36 protein-coding genes and 1 pseudogene are annotated in these 18,944 nt (G+C 54.1%); 25 read left to right on the top strand and 12 right to left on the bottom strand.

The window, feature by feature from the left end; translation table 11 throughout:
* The 3 genes and pseudogenes from C230_RS21965 to C230_RS0108690 form a co-directional block, all read left to right on the top strand.
* Positions 1 to 211, top strand: a pseudogene (locus C230_RS21965) (group II intron reverse transcriptase/maturase); the annotation flags it as partial.
* 210 nt (positions 212 to 421) lie between these two features.
* Entirely contained in the window at positions 422 to 544 is a 123-nt protein-coding gene (locus C230_RS23585; protein ID WP_018131647.1) for a hypothetical protein, read from the top strand.
* Positions 545 to 667: 123 nt separating this feature from the next.
* A complete protein-coding gene (locus C230_RS0108690) occupies positions 668 to 1,396 on the top strand; it encodes a class I SAM-dependent methyltransferase (protein ID WP_018131646.1) in 729 nt (242 codons plus the stop codon).
* A gap of 58 nt (positions 1,397 to 1,454) precedes the next feature.
* On the opposite strand, the gene C230_RS0108685 is transcribed toward C230_RS0108690, so the two are convergent.
* On the bottom strand, positions 1,455 to 1,700 hold the full coding sequence (locus C230_RS0108685) for a hypothetical protein (RefSeq protein WP_018131645.1): 246 nt from the start codon (positions 1,698 to 1,700) through the stop codon (positions 1,455 to 1,457).
* 148 nt (positions 1,701 to 1,848) lie between these two features.
* On the opposite strand from C230_RS0108685, the gene C230_RS0108680 reads away from it, so the two are divergent.
* Genes C230_RS0108680 through C230_RS0108670 form a run of 3 tightly spaced genes read left to right on the top strand, consistent with a single transcriptional unit; the run spans position 1,849 to position 2,605 of the window.
* Positions 1,849 to 2,085: a hypothetical protein gene (locus C230_RS0108680; RefSeq protein ID WP_018131644.1), complete on the top strand. Its 237-nt coding sequence runs from the start codon at positions 1,849 to 1,851 to the stop codon at positions 2,083 to 2,085.
* A 33-nt stretch (positions 2,086 to 2,118) separates the two neighbouring features.
* Positions 2,119 to 2,355 carry a hypothetical protein gene (locus C230_RS0108675; protein WP_018131643.1) on the top strand — a complete coding sequence of 79 codons (237 nt, stop codon included), beginning with the start codon at positions 2,119 to 2,121 and terminating at the stop codon, positions 2,353 to 2,355.
* 13 nt (positions 2,356 to 2,368) lie between these two features.
* Entirely contained in the window at positions 2,369 to 2,605 is a 237-nt protein-coding gene (locus C230_RS0108670; protein ID WP_018131642.1) for a hypothetical protein, read from the top strand.
* Between the two features lie 261 nt (positions 2,606 to 2,866).
* On the opposite strand, the gene C230_RS0108660 is transcribed toward C230_RS0108670, so the two are convergent.
* The 3 genes from C230_RS0108660 to C230_RS0108650 are packed head-to-tail and all read right to left on the bottom strand — an operon-like array spanning position 2,867 to position 3,611.
* A complete protein-coding gene (locus C230_RS0108660) occupies positions 2,867 to 3,079 on the bottom strand; it encodes a hypothetical protein (protein WP_018131640.1) in 213 nt (70 codons plus the stop codon).
* Positions 3,080 to 3,092: 13 nt separating this feature from the next.
* Complete coding sequence (locus tag C230_RS0108655) at positions 3,093 to 3,383, bottom strand: spore germination protein GerPE (RefSeq protein WP_018131639.1); 291 nt, start codon at positions 3,381 to 3,383, stop codon at positions 3,093 to 3,095.
* Between the two features lie 6 nt (positions 3,384 to 3,389).
* Positions 3,390 to 3,611, bottom strand: a complete 222-nt coding sequence (locus C230_RS0108650) for a spore germination protein (RefSeq protein WP_018131638.1) — start codon at positions 3,609 to 3,611, stop codon at positions 3,390 to 3,392.
* Positions 3,612 to 3,753: 142 nt separating this feature from the next.
* Between C230_RS0108650 and C230_RS0108645 the strand changes: the two genes are divergently transcribed.
* Together C230_RS0108645 and C230_RS19885 are read left to right on the top strand one after the other, a co-directional pair.
* On the top strand, positions 3,754 to 3,972 hold the full coding sequence (locus C230_RS0108645; RefSeq protein WP_018131637.1) for a spore germination protein: 219 nt from the start codon (positions 3,754 to 3,756) through the stop codon (positions 3,970 to 3,972).
* A 17-nt stretch (positions 3,973 to 3,989) separates the two neighbouring features.
* Positions 3,990 to 4,220, top strand: a complete 231-nt coding sequence (locus tag C230_RS19885) for a spore germination protein GerPB (RefSeq protein WP_018131636.1) — start codon at positions 3,990 to 3,992, stop codon at positions 4,218 to 4,220.
* 48 nt (positions 4,221 to 4,268) lie between these two features.
* On the opposite strand, the gene C230_RS0108635 is transcribed toward C230_RS19885, so the two are convergent.
* Complete coding sequence (locus C230_RS0108635) at positions 4,269 to 4,517, bottom strand: hypothetical protein (RefSeq protein WP_018131635.1); 249 nt, start codon at positions 4,515 to 4,517, stop codon at positions 4,269 to 4,271.
* Between the two features lie 216 nt (positions 4,518 to 4,733).
* Here C230_RS0108635 and C230_RS23580 point away from each other — a divergent pair, with 216 nt between their 5' ends.
* Together C230_RS23580 and C230_RS0108625 are read left to right on the top strand one after the other, a co-directional pair.
* The gene (locus C230_RS23580; protein ID WP_018131634.1) at positions 4,734 to 4,862 is read left to right on the top strand and encodes a hypothetical protein; all 129 of its coding nucleotides are present in this window, start codon (positions 4,734 to 4,736) and stop codon (positions 4,860 to 4,862) included.
* A gap of 122 nt (positions 4,863 to 4,984) precedes the next feature.
* Positions 4,985 to 5,674, top strand: a complete 690-nt coding sequence (locus C230_RS0108625) for an SGNH/GDSL hydrolase family protein (protein ID WP_018131633.1) — start codon at positions 4,985 to 4,987, stop codon at positions 5,672 to 5,674.
* Positions 5,675 to 5,740: 66 nt separating this feature from the next.
* On the opposite strand, the gene C230_RS0108620 is transcribed toward C230_RS0108625, so the two are convergent.
* Both C230_RS0108620 and C230_RS19880 read right to left on the bottom strand, forming a co-directional pair.
* Complete coding sequence (locus C230_RS0108620) at positions 5,741 to 6,214, bottom strand: GNAT family N-acetyltransferase (RefSeq protein ID WP_018131632.1); 474 nt, start codon at positions 6,212 to 6,214, stop codon at positions 5,741 to 5,743.
* 58 nt (positions 6,215 to 6,272) lie between these two features.
* Entirely contained in the window at positions 6,273 to 6,590 is a 318-nt protein-coding gene (locus C230_RS19880; RefSeq protein WP_156807403.1) for an LSm family protein, read from the bottom strand.
* A gap of 207 nt (positions 6,591 to 6,797) precedes the next feature.
* On the opposite strand from C230_RS19880, the gene C230_RS22505 reads away from it, so the two are divergent.
* From C230_RS22505 to C230_RS22495, 5 genes are all read left to right on the top strand, one after another.
* Positions 6,798 to 7,007: a hypothetical protein gene (locus tag C230_RS22505; RefSeq protein ID WP_156807402.1), complete on the top strand. Its 210-nt coding sequence runs from the start codon at positions 6,798 to 6,800 to the stop codon at positions 7,005 to 7,007.
* Positions 7,008 to 7,086: 79 nt separating this feature from the next.
* Positions 7,087 to 7,512, top strand: a complete 426-nt coding sequence (locus tag C230_RS23575; RefSeq protein ID WP_018131629.1) for a hypothetical protein — start codon at positions 7,087 to 7,089, stop codon at positions 7,510 to 7,512.
* A 176-nt stretch (positions 7,513 to 7,688) separates the two neighbouring features.
* Positions 7,689 to 8,228 (top strand): Hsp20/alpha crystallin family protein, encoded by a 540-nt coding sequence (locus C230_RS19870; RefSeq protein ID WP_018131628.1) that lies wholly within the window; start codon positions 7,689 to 7,691, stop codon positions 8,226 to 8,228.
* 9 nt (positions 8,229 to 8,237) lie between these two features.
* On the top strand, positions 8,238 to 8,651 hold the full coding sequence (locus tag C230_RS22500; protein WP_156807401.1) for a spore germination protein GerPC: 414 nt from the start codon (positions 8,238 to 8,240) through the stop codon (positions 8,649 to 8,651).
* On the top strand, positions 8,648 to 8,821 hold the full coding sequence (locus C230_RS22495) for a hypothetical protein (protein WP_018131626.1): 174 nt from the start codon (positions 8,648 to 8,650) through the stop codon (positions 8,819 to 8,821). The genes C230_RS22500 and C230_RS22495 overlap by 4 nt, the downstream gene beginning before the upstream one ends.
* Here C230_RS22495 and C230_RS0108585 read toward each other — a convergent pair.
* Both C230_RS0108585 and C230_RS0108580 read right to left on the bottom strand, forming a co-directional pair.
* Complete coding sequence (locus C230_RS0108585; RefSeq protein ID WP_018131625.1) at positions 8,799 to 9,281, bottom strand: hypothetical protein; 483 nt, start codon at positions 9,279 to 9,281, stop codon at positions 8,799 to 8,801. The genes C230_RS22495 and C230_RS0108585 overlap by 23 nt on opposite strands.
* Positions 9,254 to 9,580, bottom strand: a complete 327-nt coding sequence (locus C230_RS0108580; RefSeq protein ID WP_018131624.1) for a YtrH family sporulation protein — start codon at positions 9,578 to 9,580, stop codon at positions 9,254 to 9,256. Before C230_RS0108580 ends, C230_RS0108585 begins: the two co-directional genes overlap by 28 nt.
* Positions 9,581 to 9,714: 134 nt before the next feature.
* On the opposite strand from C230_RS0108580, the gene C230_RS0108575 reads away from it, so the two are divergent.
* The gene (locus C230_RS0108575; RefSeq protein WP_018131623.1) at positions 9,715 to 11,325 is read left to right on the top strand and encodes a nitrite/sulfite reductase; all 1,611 of its coding nucleotides are present in this window, start codon (positions 9,715 to 9,717) and stop codon (positions 11,323 to 11,325) included.
* Between the two features lie 266 nt (positions 11,326 to 11,591).
* On the opposite strand, the gene C230_RS0108570 is transcribed toward C230_RS0108575, so the two are convergent.
* Both C230_RS0108570 and C230_RS22970 read right to left on the bottom strand, forming a co-directional pair.
* Complete coding sequence (locus C230_RS0108570; RefSeq protein ID WP_018131622.1) at positions 11,592 to 12,113, bottom strand: nitroreductase family protein; 522 nt, start codon at positions 12,111 to 12,113, stop codon at positions 11,592 to 11,594.
* A gap of 19 nt (positions 12,114 to 12,132) precedes the next feature.
* A complete protein-coding gene (locus C230_RS22970; protein WP_018131621.1) occupies positions 12,133 to 12,339 on the bottom strand; it encodes a DUF1450 domain-containing protein in 207 nt (68 codons plus the stop codon).
* A 233-nt stretch (positions 12,340 to 12,572) separates the two neighbouring features.
* On the opposite strand from C230_RS22970, the gene C230_RS0108560 reads away from it, so the two are divergent.
* Positions 12,573 to 13,265, top strand: a complete 693-nt coding sequence (locus tag C230_RS0108560; RefSeq protein ID WP_018131620.1) for a Crp/Fnr family transcriptional regulator — start codon at positions 12,573 to 12,575, stop codon at positions 13,263 to 13,265.
* A 64-nt stretch (positions 13,266 to 13,329) separates the two neighbouring features.
* Here C230_RS0108560 and C230_RS0108555 read toward each other — a convergent pair whose 3' ends face one another.
* Positions 13,330 to 13,683 (bottom strand): hypothetical protein, encoded by a 354-nt coding sequence (locus tag C230_RS0108555; protein ID WP_156807400.1) that lies wholly within the window; start codon positions 13,681 to 13,683, stop codon positions 13,330 to 13,332.
* 738 nt (positions 13,684 to 14,421) lie between these two features.
* On the opposite strand from C230_RS0108555, the gene C230_RS0108545 reads away from it, so the two are divergent.
* The 8 genes from C230_RS0108545 (at position 14,422) to C230_RS0108510 (ending at position 18,934) form a co-directional block, all read left to right on the top strand.
* Entirely contained in the window at positions 14,422 to 14,811 is a 390-nt protein-coding gene (locus tag C230_RS0108545; protein ID WP_245533975.1) for a rhodanese-like domain-containing protein, read from the top strand.
* 82 nt (positions 14,812 to 14,893) lie between these two features.
* Complete coding sequence (locus C230_RS0108540) at positions 14,894 to 15,223, top strand: rhodanese-like domain-containing protein (RefSeq protein ID WP_018131616.1); 330 nt, start codon at positions 14,894 to 14,896, stop codon at positions 15,221 to 15,223.
* A gap of 31 nt (positions 15,224 to 15,254) precedes the next feature.
* Entirely contained in the window at positions 15,255 to 15,650 is a 396-nt protein-coding gene (locus C230_RS0108535) for a DsrE/DsrF/DrsH-like family protein (protein ID WP_018131615.1), read from the top strand.
* Between the two features lie 73 nt (positions 15,651 to 15,723).
* Entirely contained in the window at positions 15,724 to 16,506 is a 783-nt protein-coding gene (locus tag C230_RS0108530) for a sulfite exporter TauE/SafE family protein (protein WP_018131614.1), read from the top strand.
* 34 nt (positions 16,507 to 16,540) lie between these two features.
* Complete coding sequence (locus C230_RS0108525) at positions 16,541 to 17,104, top strand: sulfurtransferase TusA family protein (RefSeq protein ID WP_040393256.1); 564 nt, start codon at positions 16,541 to 16,543, stop codon at positions 17,102 to 17,104.
* 35 nt (positions 17,105 to 17,139) lie between these two features.
* Positions 17,140 to 18,270, top strand: coding sequence for an MBL fold metallo-hydrolase (locus tag C230_RS0108520; protein ID WP_018131612.1), 1,131 nt, complete (start codon positions 17,140 to 17,142; stop codon positions 18,268 to 18,270).
* A gap of 29 nt (positions 18,271 to 18,299) precedes the next feature.
* The gene (locus C230_RS0108515) at positions 18,300 to 18,530 is read left to right on the top strand and encodes a sulfurtransferase TusA family protein (RefSeq protein ID WP_018131611.1); all 231 of its coding nucleotides are present in this window, start codon (positions 18,300 to 18,302) and stop codon (positions 18,528 to 18,530) included.
* Positions 18,531 to 18,547: 17 nt separating this feature from the next.
* On the top strand, positions 18,548 to 18,934 hold the full coding sequence (locus C230_RS0108510; protein ID WP_018131610.1) for a DUF302 domain-containing protein: 387 nt from the start codon (positions 18,548 to 18,550) through the stop codon (positions 18,932 to 18,934).
* Positions 18,935 to 18,944: the final 10 nt, after the last annotated feature.

Here is an 18,944-nt window from a genome sequence, read left to right as displayed (position 1 = left end):
ATGGAAGCGAGTGCGAACACGCTATCGGGAACTACGGGCACTGGGTGTGCCGGAATTTGCGGTTCACATCATGGCCAACTCCCGTTGCGGGGCATGGGAAATGGCCCGCAACCTAAACAATGCCCTTGATACTTCCTATTGGGAAGCACAAGGGCTGAAAAGTTTGCTTGTACGTTATCTGGAACTTCGTCAACCTTTTGGAACCGCCTAGTGCGGACCCGCATGCTAGGTGGTGTGAGAGGACGGGGGTTAGCCGCCCCCTCCTACTCGATCCTGCAGGGCTTGCAAAACCGCGGCAACCGGCGCGGCGTGATTGGGCGGCTGCTTGCAAAATGGACCAATAACCAAGGGTAGATGTCCGTGTCGAAGGCGGATGCAACTGAATTAACTGTAAGCAGAGACCCGGAAAGGAGGGAGTTTCATGTACGGAATTTTCGGTGGGTATACTCGTTGGGCCGTCGTCTTCCTGATTATTTTCGTACTGTTTATTTTGCTGGTGCCTGGCTATCCGGCAGCAGCGCCCGGGGCAGTCTACGATCCTTGATCAGCGCCGCCGCACGGTGACCCGACATACCGACACAAAAGGGCCGGCCGCACCCGGCTCTTTTTGTTTCGGCTTTGTTATGGCGTTTGTTTTTCACGTCACGGTATAAAGGGGGTGGGGTGTATGAATTACCAAGACATGTTGGCCAAGCAGGGGGCGGGCAGCGCTCATCCCGGCGGCTTTGCCGCCACTGTCGAGTTTCTGTCGCATTTTCCGATTCGCCGCGGCAGCCGTGTGCTGGAAGTAGGTTGCGGCACCGGCCGGACAGCTTGTTATCTGGCCGGCAAGGGGTGTGACGTGACCGCGGTCGATATCCGGCCGGCGATGTTGGAGAAGGCCCGGAAACGGGCGGAATTCGAACGCGTCCAAGTGCACTGGGTGGAGGGGGACGCGTGCGCGCTGCCATTTGCTGCAAATCAGTTCGATGTGGTGCTGCTCGAATCGGTCACCGTATTTGTCGATCCGGAACGGGCGCTGTCCGAATATCACCGGGTGCTGCGAATCGGCGGTTGTCTGCATGACCGCGAAATGATGGCGGTCAAGCGATTTCCGAAAAAAGTTGCCGAAGCGATCCGCAAATTGTATGGCGTGAAGTGGGTGCCGAATTTGGAAGAATGGTTGGCGTTGCTGCGCCAAGCCGATTTTCGCGAGGTGGGGGTTTGGAAACCGACAGCCGTTCCGGCAGATCTGGCGATGGCGTCCGATTGGGCGTATCCCGACCCGTTTCTGCAGATGGACGAGGATTTGCAACGGGATCCCCGATTCCGTTACATGCTGGAACGAAATGCTCGCATTATGACACGGTATGCAGAATATCTCGGGTACGGCGTCTTTCTGGGAACGAAGCGATGACATGCCGATGTCCCGTTGGCGGACGGTTGGTTGCAGGGCCTAGAACAGGGCCGGTGGGTTAGACCGGGGGAGCGTTCACCACATGATGGCCGCCCCACTCGGGCGTATCCAGTTGATCGGGATCGTAGTTCAACTGCGTGCCGACCGGCATGTACACGTTCCCATCGGCAACCGTGGAAGGCCCGGAATTGGTCTTGCTGTTGTTGCGGTTGGCCACCCCGCTTTTGCCAATCGCGATGGTGCTTGCCGTGGTCATCGAAATAATTTTGATCATTCCGATGTTGATGGTGATCGAGACGTTCATCCCGCACGCCCCTCTTTCCGATTCTGGTTTCCTGTGTCTTGGGTGGACTCCTGCCATCCTATGCGATGGCTCTGGGGCGCGTGCCTCCGCACCGATTGGACTGTTGCCGTATACAATAGGGTGTAGGTCAGGAAAGGGGTGGCATAAGATGGATGTGCAGGTTCGTATCGGCGGCATGATCGTTGCACGTTGCACGCAGGATGCGACGGTGGCGCTGGGATTTAATTGGGTGACAAATCGTTCTAACAAAAAAGAAAATGACGGAGTCACGTGCATCAGCGACGGCTGGGTGTCGGCGCCTGCATGGTGTCGGTCGAATGTCGATCCGGATCTGGCGGATCATCCGGTCTTTCAGCTTGACAATATCGCGATCGGGCCGTTCTGAGCAAGCTGCCGTGCACCAGAAGGGGGGGCATCCATGCCTGCTTTCTTCAATTTTGGCTGGTTTAAAAATGACAACCTGACGCAGGGCGGTTCCGTCAGTTTTGGGCAAAACATTGTGCAAAACCGGAATGCCACCAAACAGAATAACGGTCAATTGACCATCGGGGACGGCTTCAACAATATGCCGATCATTTATCATTTGAATGCTGACCCGGATGCGGTGGATCAAAACGCGATCGATGCGCAAAACTTTGGAGGAACCCAGGCTTAAGGAGGGGGGAGGAATGCCAGTCGGCATCTGGTTTGGTTTTTTGAAATCGTACAATGTGACACAAGGCGGATCGGTCAGCCTGGGGGTGAACATCGTGCAAAATCGCAATTCCACCAAACAAAACAATGGCAACCTGGCGATCACGGCAGGCGTTCTGTCGATTCCCACCTTTCAGCTTGTGAATCTCGATATAGATGTGCAGGATTTGTTGAGCTATGATCACACCAACTGGGCAGGCTCCCAGTGGTAGTGGCGGCCAGTGAAAGCAAACAAGCCCTGTTTGTGAGGAATGGGGTTTTTTTGTGCATGCGATTCAGAATGCAGCAACTGCTTGGTTCCGATGTGGGGTTTCTGTTGGGGTGGGTGGTGTTTGTTTCGGGGTTTTCAGCCTGGCGGCTGCGGCGATTGTGCTGGTGATCAGCCTGGCGTACCCGTTCTGGGAGAGGAGACACCGAAATCACGCAAGGGCCGTGTAGAATGGCTACACGACCCTGCCGATTTTGCAACCCGATTATCGGGTGATGGCTCCCAAACCGCCGAGTGCGGGTGCCACGACAGGGGTGATCAGCGGTCCCGGGATGCCGCGGGCGGTGGAAATCGATTCGGCGCGGATCGTTTGGGAGTCGCCAAGGATCACGACCGCCGAGTTGGAAACCGCATTGATTTTTAAATATTGCAGATACAAATCGCCATTTTGGATATTCATGTTGATCTGAATCGCCATGACCCTCACTCCTCTAGGGTTCGGAGAATCCTTCGCCGATGAAAGGGAATGCTTCACCGGTGAAATTGAAGTCGGATGCCTGTTTGTCTGCTTGCTCCGCATAATGCAGCCGGGTGGCCGTATGAATGTGGCGCGCCTGCGTGATGAAGCTGGGCGCACCGCGCGGACCTCCGACCGACAAGGTACGGCTGTACGCATGCACCTGTCCCACATCGCCAACCTGCAGCACGGCCGAGATCAGAACAAGATTCACTTTCATCGCCTTCACGTGGGTGATTTTCGGGCGGTTGCGGACGAAAGCCATCAGCGGTCAATATCCGGTTCTCAGATTTTCGTCCGCCACATCCATATCGATCGTGTTCGTGCCATTCAGCAGATTGAATGCGCGGGCGAAGTCACCTGTGTTAAAATTGCCGGAACCTCCGTATGTTTTCGATTCCGTTTTCGGTACGATCACAGCCACATCTCCCGCCTGAAATTGGCCGCCGGAACTGACATTGACCAGCCGGACGGCTCCGACGAACGCCGGCATGCCTACCACCTTCCTTTCGATTTCCTGACAGGTTCATCTGTACGCTAAAACATCTTATGGAACCAGCAAGAATTCGGTTACCAAATCGACATGTGTCACGTACAGTAGTAGAGAACGATTCCTGCCCGGGAGGGGGGTCCGAATGCCAGCAATCCTTGGTGCGCTGAAAGTGATCAGCGTGGGCAGCGGCGGGGTGGTTCACATCGGCGATGTCGGAATTATTGCACCGAAAACGGCAACCAAGACGTACGCCGGATCCGGTTCCTTCAATACGGGTGATTTTCCATCTACTTATAACGTAATCAGCTCGACCAACACGAACGACCAGGATCTTGTGGATGAAAATATGGTAGGACTTTAATAGTGGGGCGGCGTTTTATGAAGATCGTACAGACCATCCACATTGGAACGTTCACGATAAACAGCATAGGCGGAGCGTCGATCATCCAAATCGGGAGCAGCGGAATGATCCGCTCCTATTCGGAATCGTACGAAACGACTGAGGCGGTTCCGGCGGCGCCGGCGATGCCTGCACCGCAACCGCCGCTTGAACCAGGAGTGATCACGGAAGTAGGCAATCAAGCGGCACCTGAATCTCTGCCATCGTAAGAACCCTTCCTGTCGAACAGGGAAGGGTTCTTGTTTTGACGCTTGGTTTTAAAATTCTTCCAGCCCCCATGTGTCATCCAGGCAAAACGCATATTGCCTGGCTGCCTCAAAATAACGCTCACGGGCGTAATGGCATTCCAGCGAGGCAGCTCCGCAGCGCTTGCAAATCGCGGCGCGTTCAGATACGAGGCGGTTCACTTCCAGCCACCTGGCATAACAGGGATCGAGCATTCCCAAAGGCGGCGAAGGAAGCAGCGTGAAAAATGGTTCGTCGAAATACCTACGAATCTCGGGCATGGCAGGCTCCTCTACAAAAGAATGGGAGATTGGTGTTCGATCCATTTTATTCAGGACAAGGTGCGATTGCGCCTGGTCTGATCTCCGCATGCTGCTGCGGAAAAAGAACGTGTTTTCGATTGCAGAGAAAGAATCGGGCGCATATCCCGGGGCAAATACCGCTTCCGAACGCCTCCGCCCCACATACTGTAAAGCATGTGGAAAGGGGGGAATCGAATGTACGGTGCTTTTGGAGGCTACACTCGTTGGGCGGTGGTGTTCCTGATCATCTTTGTGCTGTTCTTCCTGCTTGTTCCCGGGTATCCGGGTCCCGCAGCGGCTGCAGCACCCGGTCCGATGTATTGATCGTGCCCGGCTGCGAGCCTGCCGGCAGCTTGTTCCGAAAGCGGCCGATTTTGGCCGCTTTTTTACTTTCACTTATTGACTGCTGAAGCTGGGGTACAGTCTGAAGAAGGGGGAGCCATCTCTTGGCGCGCAACGTCTATTTGGCTCTTGGAGACTCGATCACGTTCGGGCACGAGGCAACCGAACGGGATCGGACGTTTGTCAGTCAGATCAGCTCCACGGTTCGTCGTCTGTCACTGGCGGAGCGGACCCTCGTGGTCGCGCGAAACGGCTGGACCGCCAGTGATCTGTTGCAGGCTGTACGTTTCTGGATTCCGCCGGCGGTATGGGAAACAACTAACGTCTTGACGCTGCTGGTTGGAGGAAACGATTTGCGTAGGCGCTATTATTCGATTTGTCTTGGTTCGCAACGGGAAGCTGTGATCCGCCGCAGTCTCAATGAATTCTCCATGTATATGGATCACCTGTGCCGTTCGATCAAATCCCAACGTATCCCGTACGTCTTGGTTCCGACCGTCTACAATCCGGTACCCAATTCGCCGATCGCTGTCGAAGCGGTTGAACAGCTAAACCGGGTGATTCACAAATGTGCAGCCAAATACCATTTTACGCTGGTCGACATCTATGCAGCGTTTAAAGGCAAGGAACATTTATACATCAACCGGTACCGCAATGGACGTTTGGAAGACCTGATGCTGCCGTTCCGCAGGCCGATTCATCCGAATGATGAGGGACACCGGAAAATCGCCGAGCTGGTGGAGTTTCATTTGTGCAAACAGTTGCGGGATGGCAAACGCACCAAACGGTGCTGATCCATTTTCCGGGGAACCACATATTCCCTGTAGTGCAGGGGAAGCGGCTGCCCCTTTTTCAGCGAGTCAGCCGCTGCGGTTTGGTGGTAATCTTTTCTCGATGGCGAGGGTTCCCTGGACCGGCATGCCGGTGATCGAAAAACCGTTTTTCAGCCAGAAGGAGATTGCCCGGCGGTTGTCGGTCTGGACATGCCCTTCGATCCGCCGAACACCGTTTGCCAATGCCACTTTTTCGACATGCCGCACCACTTGCCTGCCCAGTCCCCTGCTCTGGTGATCCGGAGAAAGAATCAGCGAACTCCAGTACATCCGGCCAGGCTTGTAAATCTTGTAGCTGGTGTATCCGACCGGTTTGCCGCCCCGTTCGATGATCAGAATCGTTTCATCGCTTTTCAGGTGTTGGCGTATGGTGTCTTCGGTCAGCGGGGCGCCAACCGATTGTTCAAACACGTTGCCCATTACAGCCAACGTGAGATCGATGATAAACCGGTCATCCTTCGGTTCCCGTTGGCGAAACCGGAGCGTCCGAATCTTGTGCATCGTATTCATCCCCTTTGTTCGAATCGAAAAAAAAGGGCAGTCACCTGCCCCACGCCTGTTACCACCACCAGGGCCATGTGGCAGCCGCCGCGGCCGTGATCGCCGCCAGCGCTACCAGCGCCGCCCAGGGAATGAACCACCACCACCAGAAGACCGGTTCCGGATGGAGCGTTTCTTGTTTTCTGTTATCCGCATAACAGAACCGCCGGTCTTTCGTTTTGCCGGAAACGTACCGCGTGCCCGAAAGCGGGCGGATGTAGATCCCGTCGTCGGTTACGGAATGGAGAATGCCGCGATACACTGTTCCGTTCACATGGTGGGCGATCACCGGCCGACCGACCAATGTCATTGCGTGTTGCCGCAGATTGACTGACACCGCCAACCCCCCTCCTTTACATGGTCTACTTCAAATAATGCGGGAAACGGAACGCAGGCAACGGGCAACTGGCTTAGGAAGACCGCGGATTTGTGGACGGGAGCATCGTTTTTGCAACATGAAATTCGCGTTTTTGGGACACAGGCCGTTCCACGGCCGCTGCAAATTGCGTACAGTGAAGCAATCGGGGAAAAAAGGGGGAATCCGATGCATGCAAAAATCGGCCGACACCTCCACTGGATCATCGCATTTTTGATTGTCTTTGTGTTGCTGATGTTGCTCGTGCTGCGGCGGGTGGGCGAAGACGGTGCGTTCGGCCGCTTCACCCCTTGGGTGGTCGTGTTTCTCATCATCTATGTGCTGCTGATGTTTCTGGTGATTGGAAATCTGCTCCACCGTTCGGGGAGAACGGAGTGAATCCTGGAAATGGGACGGCAGCGGAATGTGCTGCGTGTGCCATGATCGTGGACTGTGGAAGCATAAGGGAGGTCATGAAGTGGTTTCAGTTCAAGAGGCAAACGGGTTATTGGGGCAAATGGTCTGCATCAGTTGCAAAGGAAATCGAAGCTATCAAGGGATGGTCAGAGAAGTAACGCCGCATGGTGTTTTGCTGGAGATGCTCCCGGGCACGCCGCCAAAGGCAAAGGCGAAGTGTGCCAAGATGCGGGCGGTGACAGCTGATAAACCGGAAAAATTGAAGGGACAGCAGGTGTTCTGGTTGTTGCCTTTTGCCGCATTGTTTGGGCTGCGAGGGTTTCGCGGCTATGGAGCCCCGCACTGGGGATATGGAACCCCGGGATACGGGCCGGGATCCGGTTTTGGGTATGGCGCACCCGGATATGGGTTCGGGTATCAGCCAGGATACGGGCCAGGGGTACCTTATCGGCCGTATGGGTTCGGGAATCCTGGATTTTATTGGTAGCGTAATCAGAAGGTTTACAGGCCGAAAGGTGAGCGTCCACGCAAACGACTACGGACGGGGCAGTGCGCTGCCTCTTTTTTTAGTTTTTCACATTGCAACCAGCCTTCCACGTTTTTCTCCGTAATCTTCACCAATGGGTGGTTGCCTGCATACGGTAATGACAGGAGGTGAGCGGAATGAATCAGAATCCGTTCGATTCGTTGCGCCAGTTGGGGAAGATGGGGGAGCAGCTGCAGAAGATGTTCGGCGAGGATTTTATGAAAAATTTGATGCCTTCCCACATGCATCTTCCCAACATCCCTGGAATTCCCGGCATCAAAGGGGACTCCAATGCGGCCAATCCGTTCCAGAATCTGTTTCAGATGACGGGCGGCGACTATCCGCGAGTCGATCTGTACCAGACGCGCAGTGAACTGATCGCCGTTTTGGAGGTGCCGGGACTGGAAAAAAGCAGCGATGTCAAGCTGGTCGTCGAACCCAACCGGCTGGTGGTGAAAGGGAATCCCCGGGTCCGGTATTCCGGCATTCCGGATGACCAGTTCATCCTGTCGGAAAGACCGCGCTCGTTCGAACGGGAAATTACGCTGCCGGTTCGCGTGCTGCCGCGCAAGGTGCGGGCGTTTTATCGGCAGGGACTGCTCGAGGTGCACATGATCAAGGATGCCGGACCGAGAGGGGAAACCGGTGGCAGCCCGATTCCCATCGATTTTGAATAGCGGGAGGGGATCGTTATCTATCTGCCGTGGCATAACGAAATCCTGGAACTGAAGGAACGGCTCCGTCAGATTGAGGAAGAACTGAAACAACTGCGGGAGCAGCCGCGGTTTGGAACGATCGAATACCATATCGAAAATCTGACGGTTGACAGCATTCAAAACGGAATTTTGGATTTGGGGGTTCATATGGGAAACGAAATGGATAAACGAATTCAGGCAACTGGCGACGAAGTGCAAGGAGAAGCGAAGCGGCCGACCAAACTGCGGATTCAGGATCTGGAGCGGAGCATGCAGGAGGTGACAGACAAACTGCTTACCTGGGAACAACGGTGGGAGTCGGTCGAACAACGGTTGCAGTCGCTGGAAGAGTTGGCTGCGTCATTTGAGCGGAGGCTGCGCTATCTGGAGGATTTGCATCCGTGAATGTGACCTACAACATCCAGGTGTTGAAAATCGGTTCCCTGCAAGGCACAAGTGTGGTCAGTATCGGGTATGTGCAGCATGATCCGGATTTGGATTGGGATCAGGCGGACGAATGGGATGACGAAACAGAGGACACGAAAGAGGGGATCAAGAGCTCGCCGGTTGCTTGATTCCCTCTACCCATATCGAAAGCGTTTCGCCGATCACAACCAACTCGACGCGCAGGGAATACGGCTGATTTTGCAAAGACACGACCCGTCCATCGATCAGCCCCTTCACCATAGTTGGATGTGCCTCCAGATAAGTCAATTCCTGGCCCAAGAGCGGCCGCGTGTGATCTTTCACATATTTGCTGATCGCCAGTTTGGTGAACTCGTCGGGCGCTTTGACGGTCACTTCGATCTTGCGCACTCTGCGGATGCTCTGCCGCTGTTTGTTGATCAGGTCTTTTTTCAGCGAGTCGATTTCCTCTTGTAACTGGTTGTTTTCGCCCCGCAGTTTGTTCATTTGCAGATACAGAAGGTCCAGGTCATGGCCTTTCGCTGCCAGCGTACCGGCCGCTCCCACCACAATCCCCACCAGAAACACGCCGATCCGCTGCATCAGGCGGCCCTTTCCGTGACGATCCATTTCACCAGATAATACCCCACCTGGCAGCCGAGAAACGATGCGATCAGATACGCAAATTGCTTGACGACCGGGCTAAACTGGAAGCCCCACACGCCATCCCCGATGATTTTTAATGTATCGACCGATCCGCCGACGGCCGCCACCAACGCCCAGATTTTCAATTGTTCCGCCAGATCGAGCATCGCCTTCATCGGCGGGTAATGTGTCAGCAGTGCACCGACCCCTCCGACCAGCGAGCCGCCCAGCACCATTCCCAAAGCGACGCAGAAGTCCAGGATCATCGTCGAGACAAACCCCATGCCGATCCCCCCTCGTCACAACATATGACAAGCCCATCCGCAAAATTCCCTGGACATTTCCGCAAGACGGTTGTATGATAGGAAATAAACAGTTTATATCCTACTATTTTTGTAGGAATAAGGAGGATTAGACGGTGGAACGGGTGTGGGCGAAGGATCCGTCAAAATTGAACAAGTTTGAACTCTACAAGCTGGAAAAAGACGGACTAGATATTCTGGATGATCTGAAACGGTTTGCGGAAGAAGGGTTTGAAGCGGTTACGGAGGACGACCTCGCGCTGCTGAAATGGGCCGGCGTCTATGCGCAAAAGCCGAAAACAGACGGGTATTTCATGATGCGCGTGAAAATTCCCGGCGGGATTCTGAATTCCGACCAGGCCCGCACGCTGGCCGGCATTTCGCGGGATTACGGCCGCAACCTGATGGACGTGACCACCCGTCAGGCCATCCAGTTTCACTGGCTGACGGTGCAAAGCCTGCCGGATATTTACGAGCGCCTGGACGCGGTCGGCCTGACGCCGATTGAAGCGTGCGGTGACTGCCCGCGGACGATCGTCGGCAATCCGCTGTCGGGGATCGACCCGGACGAGCTGATCGATACGAGCCCGATCGTCGAGCAGGTGTTCCGGTATTTTCACAAGAACCGGGAGTTTTCCAATCTGCCGCGGAAATACAAAATTTCGATTTCCGGCAACATGTATAACGCCGGGCATGCGGAGATCAACGACCTGGCTTTTACCCCGGCGATCAAGGAAATCGACGGAGAAGAAGTAAAAGGGTTCCATGTGATGGTCGGCGGCGGGTTGTCCGCGAAACCGCACATGGCGCAAAAATTGGACATTTTTGTGCGGCCGGAAGACGTGCTGAAGGTGGCGGTTGCCGTCACCACGATTTTCCGCGACTACGGCTATCGCGAAAAGCGGCATCATGCCCGGTTGAAGTTCCTGGTGGCCGACTGGGGTGCCGAGAAGTTCAAAGAGGAACTGTTGAAGCTGACCGGCCCGCTGCCGTCGCGCGGCAAGGACATGACGCTGGGCTGGAACGCCGGGTATTTCTACGGTGTGCACAAGCAAAAGCAGCCGGGGCTGAACTATGTCGGGCTGTCCGTGCCGGTCGGCCGCCTCAACGCGGACGAAATGGAGGAACTGGCGCGGCTGGCGGACAAGTATGGGGATGGATCGATCCGTACCTGCAACTCGCAAAATATCATTTTGGCCAACATTCCGGACGAGAAGGTCGACGAATTGTTGCAAGAGAAGCTGCTGGAGCGCCTGACGCCGTTCCCGAAACCGTTCATGGCCTATGCGGTGTCTTGCACCGGCAACGAATTCTGCAACCTGGCGCTGGTGGAAACGAAGGAACGCATGCGGATGATCGCGGAATATCTGGACGAACATGTGGAACTGGACACGCCGGTGCGGATTCACGTCAACGGTTGCCCGAACTCCTGCGGCCAGCAGCAGATCGCCGACATCGGGCTGCAAGGGTCGTTGACGAAGATCGACGGCAAAATGGTCGACGCGTTTGACCTTTCCATCGGCGGCGTGCTGGGACCCGATGCGGCGTTCAACACGAAGCTGAAGGGTCGCATCCCGGGGGATCAGGTGGCCAAAGCGATCGCCCATCTGGTGACGTTCTTCAAGGAAAACAGGCGGGACGGCGAATCGTTCCACGCGTTCGTAAAGCGCGTAGGCGTCGCGGCGTTCCAGGAACAGTTGAACCAATTTTTTGGGGTGGCGGTATAACCGGCTGCTCTTCGACAAGGAAAGCATCTGCCGGAAGAAGCACCTGCCGTGGTGGCAGGTGCTTTTTTTCACCCAGCGAAGTGACGCTGCGCTTCGCAGCCGACTCCGGGTACTTCGCTGGGGTCCCCGCAGCAACCACACTTCCGGCAAATGGGCGGCTGCATGAGGAGCAGTCCCAACACGATCAGCTGGTACGCCGACGGGTGAATGCTCGACAGCCAACAGATTGTCAACCAGCGGCACCACGGCGGGGCAGGTGGCCAGGCTTAATAACGTTCCCGATGCACCACCCGTTCCAAAGGATACATCTGTTTCGGGCCGGGTTCAGCTGCCGGCCAGCCCAGGCCGATGATCGCGACCACCCGCAAATGGTCGGGGATACTCAACTGGCTGCGGGCGTAGCATTCCCGACGCTCCGACTCCTGCGGGTCTTCCGAATGATAGACCGCCCCCCATGCTGCCCCCAGTCCGAGCGAGACGGCTGTCAACCAGAGAAAACCGCCGGCGATCGACGCATCTTGCAGCCAGTATTTGCTGAGTTGCGGGTCGGACACGATCACCACGGCGGCTGCGCTTTGTTCCAGCCATTTCATGTAAGGGGTGGTGGCGGCCAGTGTCCGCAGCGTTTTCCGATCGGTGACGAGAATAAATTCCCGCGAAGGCAGGTTGTTGCCGCTCGGGGCCAGATAGGCAGCGCGCATCAGTTTGTCGAGTAACTCCGATGGAATCGGATCCGGCTTAAAATGGGTGATTTCCCGGCGTTTCTCAATCGCTGACAAAACGTCCATTCGTACACTTCCTTTCCGGTTATCGGCAAGCCTTGATTTTGTCCAGCAACTGTTCCGGCGAATACGCCTCCAGCAATTCGCCGTCCACAAACGCGAACAGGGCCAGGAGGCAAGCGTTGCAGCGGTTGAGGCAAGGGTGAACAACGATGTCGGCCGTCGGATGGGACGCCCGGATTTGCCCGATCAGTTCACGTGCCTCATTGGTTTCGCACAGTTCTATCACCATCGCCGCTTCCCCCTTGTTCCTATCTTCCTGCAATAGGTTGCGGGAGTCAATGCCAGATATGTCTGAACGATCGCGGGGAACAACAGACGTCTCTACGTTCAACAGATGTGAGGGTATTTCAAAAGATTGATACAAATTGGTTGCCCGGTCTTCCTGACAGGTTGGTTGGTTTCCGGTACAATACATAAAAAGAGTGGGTTGCTTACCAAATGAAAACGTGAGGAGAATGCGGTTTGCCAGTTCACAATTCGCTGGACCTGTTGCGGAAAATCGCTTTGTTTTGCGACCTGTCGGAGGAAGAGCTGGGCAAAATCGGCCGGTTGCTGATCCGGCGCACGCTTGCGGAACGGATGGTGGTGTTCATGCAAGGCGAGCCGCTGGAGCATATCTATTTTATTGCGAGCGGCAAGGTGAAAATCTACCGGACGGATGAACAGGGGCGGGAACAGATCGTCAATGTGCTGGACGCCGGGGACATGTTCCCGCATATCGGTTTTTTCCGGCAGACGGTATATCCCGCCCACTCCGCGATGCTGGAAAAAGGGGTTTTGCTGGTACTGCCGATGGCCCGCTTCCGCTTGCTTTTGGAATCCAATCCCCAGTTGTGTCTGAAGATGATGGCTGTAATGGAGGGCAAAATCATCGAGTTGCAGGACCGTCTGGAAGAGATGGTGCTGCATGATACGTTCGGCAGGATCGTAACGCTTTTGATCCGGCTTGCCCGTCTGCACGGCGTCCCGGACGGCCCTTGGATCCGCGTCGACGTACCGCTGACCAATCAGGAGTTGGCGAATATGATCGGCACTTCACGGGAAACGGTCAGCCGCACACTCAGCCAGTTGAAAAAAGCGCAAGCGGCAGAAACCACGCCGGATCATTATTTGCTGCTCGATCTCGATCGGTTGGAGAAACAGCTTCGCATCTAGCAAAGTGACGCGGTTGCGGTATTGGTTGAATAGCGGCGGCGATTTCAATCGACCGCCGATTTTTCTACCTGTTGACCGGTTTCCGTGCACGGCGGCCCTGGAGATTTTGAATGTTCAAAATCGGGGCAGATGGTGGTTTGGACGGTTGGAAGATCACCAGCGGCACCTGCCGGATGGTTTCACCGGGCACGGACAATTGTTGTTGCAGGTGGACGTTCGATCCAGGTGGTAAGTCTATCAACCATAACCGGTACGTATTGGTTCGCCGTTGCAAATTTTCAATTTCGATTCTGCCGATGTAAAGATAGACACCATTCTGTTGTTCCGCCAGACGGGTGATCCGTACGTCGAACCCTGGATGCGCCAGTGCGAAGCAGACGAGCAGAGCGAAGTTCAAAGCCAACAGCAACAAGGGCAATCGTCTTCCCCATCGGTTGCTTGATTGCAACGCGGCTGGATCTCGGAACACCATTTGGAAAAATCCGTAAGGGCACGCGCTTCGGCAGAACCGGTAGCGAAACACTCCAAACAGCAGGAACAGGCTGACTGCAAAAATCAGATAGACACCGAATAGAGAAGCGGGTTCAAGCGATATGAGGGAATGCCGGAGCGAATCGGGATCCACAAAATAGGACAGCAAAAAAAAACGCGACAACGGGTGCGAGCAATGAGGCCAGAAGCCAGTCGATGCCTTTGTATGTTCGCCCGAGCCGGATGAGAAACCCTGCCAGCGTATTGTGTGGGCACATGTACGTGCAGAAAAAACCGGTGCGATAATTTTGCGCCAAATGCCACCGCAAATACCAGAAACAAAACGGCCAACAGCAGAATGTAGCCGTCATCCTGTATTGTGAATTTTTTTCGGAACACATAAAAATGGAGCGTCGGTACATCAATTCGGAATATGTCCAAAACCGGTACCAGGAAAAAAGCAACGAATACGGCCGGGCGCGTCAGCGGGTGAATCCGTTTGATTTGCATGTTGCCTTCACTTCCTTATTCCCGGTAATTGCAATTTCTTGGCGAACCTCAATCAGCATATGGGAAGTGACTGCAAGTTGTCCGGTTTTCATGTACCCGTAGGATGTGTTGACAAAACGATCGCGCCGCGTTTATAATACCTACCAGGGTATATACCATCAGGGGTATAAAGGAGGTGATCATTGACTTGGAATGGGTGCAATACCTGGTTGTCGCTCTCATTTTTTGGTTCCTGGCCAGCCGGCTGATGCCGGTCAAGGGACTCAGGAACCTTTCGGCGGAGGAGGTGGTGGAGCTTTTAAAACGTCCCGCAGAACATATTTTTCTTGATGTCCGGGAAAAACACGAATACCGGCAAGGGCATATCAGGGGATTCAAAAATGTGCCCCTGAGCGAACTGAAGAATCGCTTGGGCGAAATTGACCCGGAGAAGACTGTGATTCTGGCTTGCCGGAGCGGCATGCGGAGCATGCAGGCAGCGAAGATTTTAAAAAAACACGGGTTCACAAGGATCGGCCATCTAAAACATGGAATCATGGGATGGCATAAAGGGTTAACCGAATGAGCACAAAAAAGGAGAGGCGTTCCGTCCGGAACTGCTTCTTTTAAAAAATATATACCCATATGGGTATTATGGGGGTGAAAACATGTACCAAACTGCCGCGAGAGTGATCAACATCTTGCCCCACGACGTGAACGAGAGGCTGAAACGCGGAGAACAATTGAACATCATTGATGTTCGCGAGCACCAGGAAGTGGCACGGGGCAAAATTCCAGGAGCAAAACACATTCGTTTGGCCGAACTGCCGGACCGGTTGCATGAGATCGATCCGGACAAGGAAACGATCCTGGTTTGCAGAAGCGGCAACCGGAGCGCCAAGGCTTGCGAATATTTGATGAGCCGCGGATACCGGAACGTGAAAAACATGTTGGGTGGAATGAACGCCTGGCAAGGCGACATTGAAGTTTCATTGTAATGAGATTCATTCTGAAAAGGAGAGATGGAAAATGGCAAGACGTGTAGCAATCATCGCATCAAACGGCGGATTGGAGACCGCCTACAAAGTGTTGAATATCGCAACCGCTGCGGCGGCGACCGAGGCGGAAGTGGCGATCTTTTTCACCTTTGAGGCGTTGGCGATCATTCACAAGGATGCAGCCAACATGCTGACGATGGGTGCCGGAAAAGAACATTACATGGAAGGATTCAAGCGCGCCAATGTTCCGTCCATTCCGGAACTGGTTGAAATCGCAAAAGAATCCGGCGTCAAACTGATCGCATGCCAAATGACGATGGATGTCACAGGCATGAAAAAAGAGGATTTCATTGACGGGGTCGAAGTGGGCGGCGCGGTAACATTCCTGGATTTTGCTTACGATGCCGACGTAACCGTCACCTTCTGATCACCCGAAGGAGCCGACCTCCCCTTGGAGCCGGCTCCCAGCAACATTACAGCAGAAAAAGGGGAGGATAGGTATGACGGTTGGTTTGGTAGCCACTTTGTTTCTGATCGGTTTTGTCGGCTCATTTATTTCGGGCCTTGTGGGGATTGGAGGATCCATTATCAAATATCCGTTGCTGCTGTATGTTCCTCCGGCTGTCGGAGTGGCCGCTTATACGGCGCACGAGGTGTCCGGGATCAGCGCCGTACAGGTTTTCTTTGCCACGATATCCGGCGTTCTGGCGCTTCGAAAGGAAAAGGTGATCAACTACAAATTGGTCGCCTACATGGGGATTTCCATCATCATCGGCAGCTTTGTTGGGGGATACGGCGGAAAGTTTCTGTCGGGAGCGACGATTAATTTTGTCTATGCTCTGCTTGCAACGATTGCGGCCATCATGATGTTCGTCCCGAAAAAAGGATTGGACGAGATCCCGCTTGAACAGGTGCAGTTCAACCGGACGATTGCGGTCATCTCCGCTTTTGTGGTTGGCGTCGCTTCCGGGATTGTCGGGGCGGCCGGGGCTTTCATACTGGTCCCGATCATGCTTTTGGTCCTAAAGATCCCGACCCGTATGACGATCGCTTCCTCACTGGCGATTACGTTCATATCGTCAATCGGTTCAACGGTGGGAAAAATTATGGCGGGCGACGTGCTGTTTTGGCCATCGGTCATCATGGTGGTCGCCAGCATTTTGGCGGCACCCCTCGGTGCCAAGCTGAGCACCCGAGTCAACACCAAAATTTTACAGGGGATTTTGGCGGTATTGATCGTAGCAACAGCAATCAAAATTTGGGCTGATATTTTGCTGAAATAAGGGGGAACCCGCGGTGAATACGACGAACTCGTTGATGGCGGATAAATCGGTCGACTGTAAGGGGCTGTCGTGTCCCATGCCGATTGTCCGGACAAAGAAGGCGATTGAAGAGATCGAACCCGGTCAGGTGTTGGAAGTTGTGGCAACCGACCCGGGATCCGTTTCTGACATAAAGAGTTGGGCGGAGCGAACGGGACACCAGTTCGTTGGCACAATCAAGGAAGAAGGTGTCTTTAAACACTATATTCGCAAATCCGATCCGAGCGAATTGAAACCAGAGAAGAGGTACCCGCATGTGGTTTCAAATGAGGAACTGCTGCAACGGCTGACCGACAATCCGGTCATTGTGGATGTGCGGGAACCTGCCGAGTATGCGTTTGGCCACATTCCGGGGGCCATCTCGGTTCCGTTTGGGAAACTGGAAGAAACAATCGGCGAATTGAAAAAGTTCGCGGATCAGGAAATCCATGTTGTCTGCCGAACAGGAACCCGCAGTGATATCGCTTGCCAAATTTTAAGCGAAAAAGGTTTCCCAAATGTCAAGAACGTAGTCCCCGGTATGTCCGAATGGACGGGACCCGTTGAAAAACGTTCATAATATAGGACAGTAACAGGAAAGGATGATATTGGATCATGGCGGTCACCCGAATCAACGCGAAACAGTTGCATGACAAAATCAACAGCGGAAAACGGGTGTTTATTCTCGATGTACGGAACCCGGACGAATATCACGATTGGAAAATAGAAGCAAAAAACATTCAATCGGTAAACATTCCGTACTTCGATTTTTTGGATGACGATCCCAAAAATTACGAGGATCTTCCGAAAGATACGGAAATCGTCGTGATTTGCGCGAAAGGCGGCGCTGCCGAAATGGTGGCCGAGATGTTGGACGAAAAAGGGTACCAGGTCAGTTACCTGGGCGAAGGCATGCTGGAGTGGAGCCAGTTTTACCATCCGGTTACCATTGCGGTCGACGAAAACATGAAGCTGATTCAAATCAACCGACTGGCGAAAGGTTGTCTGTCGTACATGGTGATCTCGGAAGGGCAGGCAATGGTGGTGGATCCCAACCGGCACGTGGAAGAATACACCCGGCTTGCCGAGCAAGAAAACGTAAGGATTGTGCACGTGATGGATACGCATCTGCATGCAGATCATATTTCCGGGGGCCGGGAACTGGCCGACAAGACAGGGGCAACGTACTATATCTCCTCAAGCGAAATGCAAGGCTCCGACGTGCCGTTCGAACCACTGGAAAAACACAACGAAATCAACTTCGGAGCGGTTCACGTCAAAGTCCTGGCCATTCCGACCCCGGGCCACACGCCGGGAAGCGTGTCGTTCCTGGTGAACGACAAATATTTGCTGTCGGGCGACACCATTTTCGTAGGTGGGCTCGGGCGGCCCGACCTCGGTGGCAAAGCCCGCGAATGGGCGCAGGCGCTGTATGACACCGTGTTCAGGAAAATCGCCGCGTTGTCGGATGATATCATTGTGTTGCCGACTCACTATGCCGATATTCAGGAAATCAACGAAAACGGCTATGTGGGGGCGACACTGGGTGACATCCGCAGAAGCAATGAAATTATGCGGACGCAGGACCGGGAAGTGTTCACCGAAAAAGTGGCCGGAACGGTTGGAGCAACGCCTCCGAACTATGAGGAAATCGTGGAAATCAACCGGGGAACCGTCGAAGTCACGCCGGATAAGGCAACAGAGCTCGAAATCGGACCGAATCGTTGCGCCATTCATCACAGTTGAAAACAAATTTTGACGAGGAGGAATGAAACATGCAGGCAGATGTTGTGGTTGACGCAAAGGGTTTATCGTGCCCGATGCCGATCGTAAAAGCGAAAAAAGCGATCGACAGCATGCAACCCGGGCAAATCATGGAGCTGCAGGCAACCGACAAAGGGTCGGTTAACGATTTTCAAGGATGGGTGAAACAGACGAAACACGAACTGGTCAAAATGGAAGAAGACAACGGCGTGTTCCGTTTCTTTGTCAAGAAAGGACAGTGAGCGGGGAGGCGAACAAGGTGTTTCATTACACGGTCGAAACGAACAAGAGCGTCGACGAAGCGGTCGCCGCGGTCGAAGAAAGCCTGAAAAGCCGCAAGTTCGGTGTATTGTGGCAGTTTGACATCACCGCCAAACTGCAGGAAAAAGGAATCGATTTTACCCAGCCCTACAGGGTGCTTGAGGTCTGCAATCCGGTGGAAGCGGCGCGGGTGCTTTCTCAGAATGGTTTGATGGGATATTTCCTTCCCTGCAAAATTGTGGTCTACCATGAGAACGGGACAACGAAAATCGGTTTGCCCAAACCGACCGTCCTGGTTGATCTTGTTGATGATCCGGCTCTGCAAGAGATTGCAAAACGCGTGGAAGATACCCTGATTGAGGCTGTAAACGAAGCTTGCAACTGACGATCAGCCG

Source organism: Effusibacillus pohliae DSM 22757 (assembly GCF_000376225.1).
In the GTDB taxonomy this organism is placed as follows: domain Bacteria; phylum Bacillota; class Bacilli; order Tumebacillales; family Effusibacillaceae; genus Effusibacillus; species Effusibacillus pohliae.
Note: the sequence above shows the minus strand (reverse complement) of the source record. Positions and strands in the feature narration are given on the sequence as shown.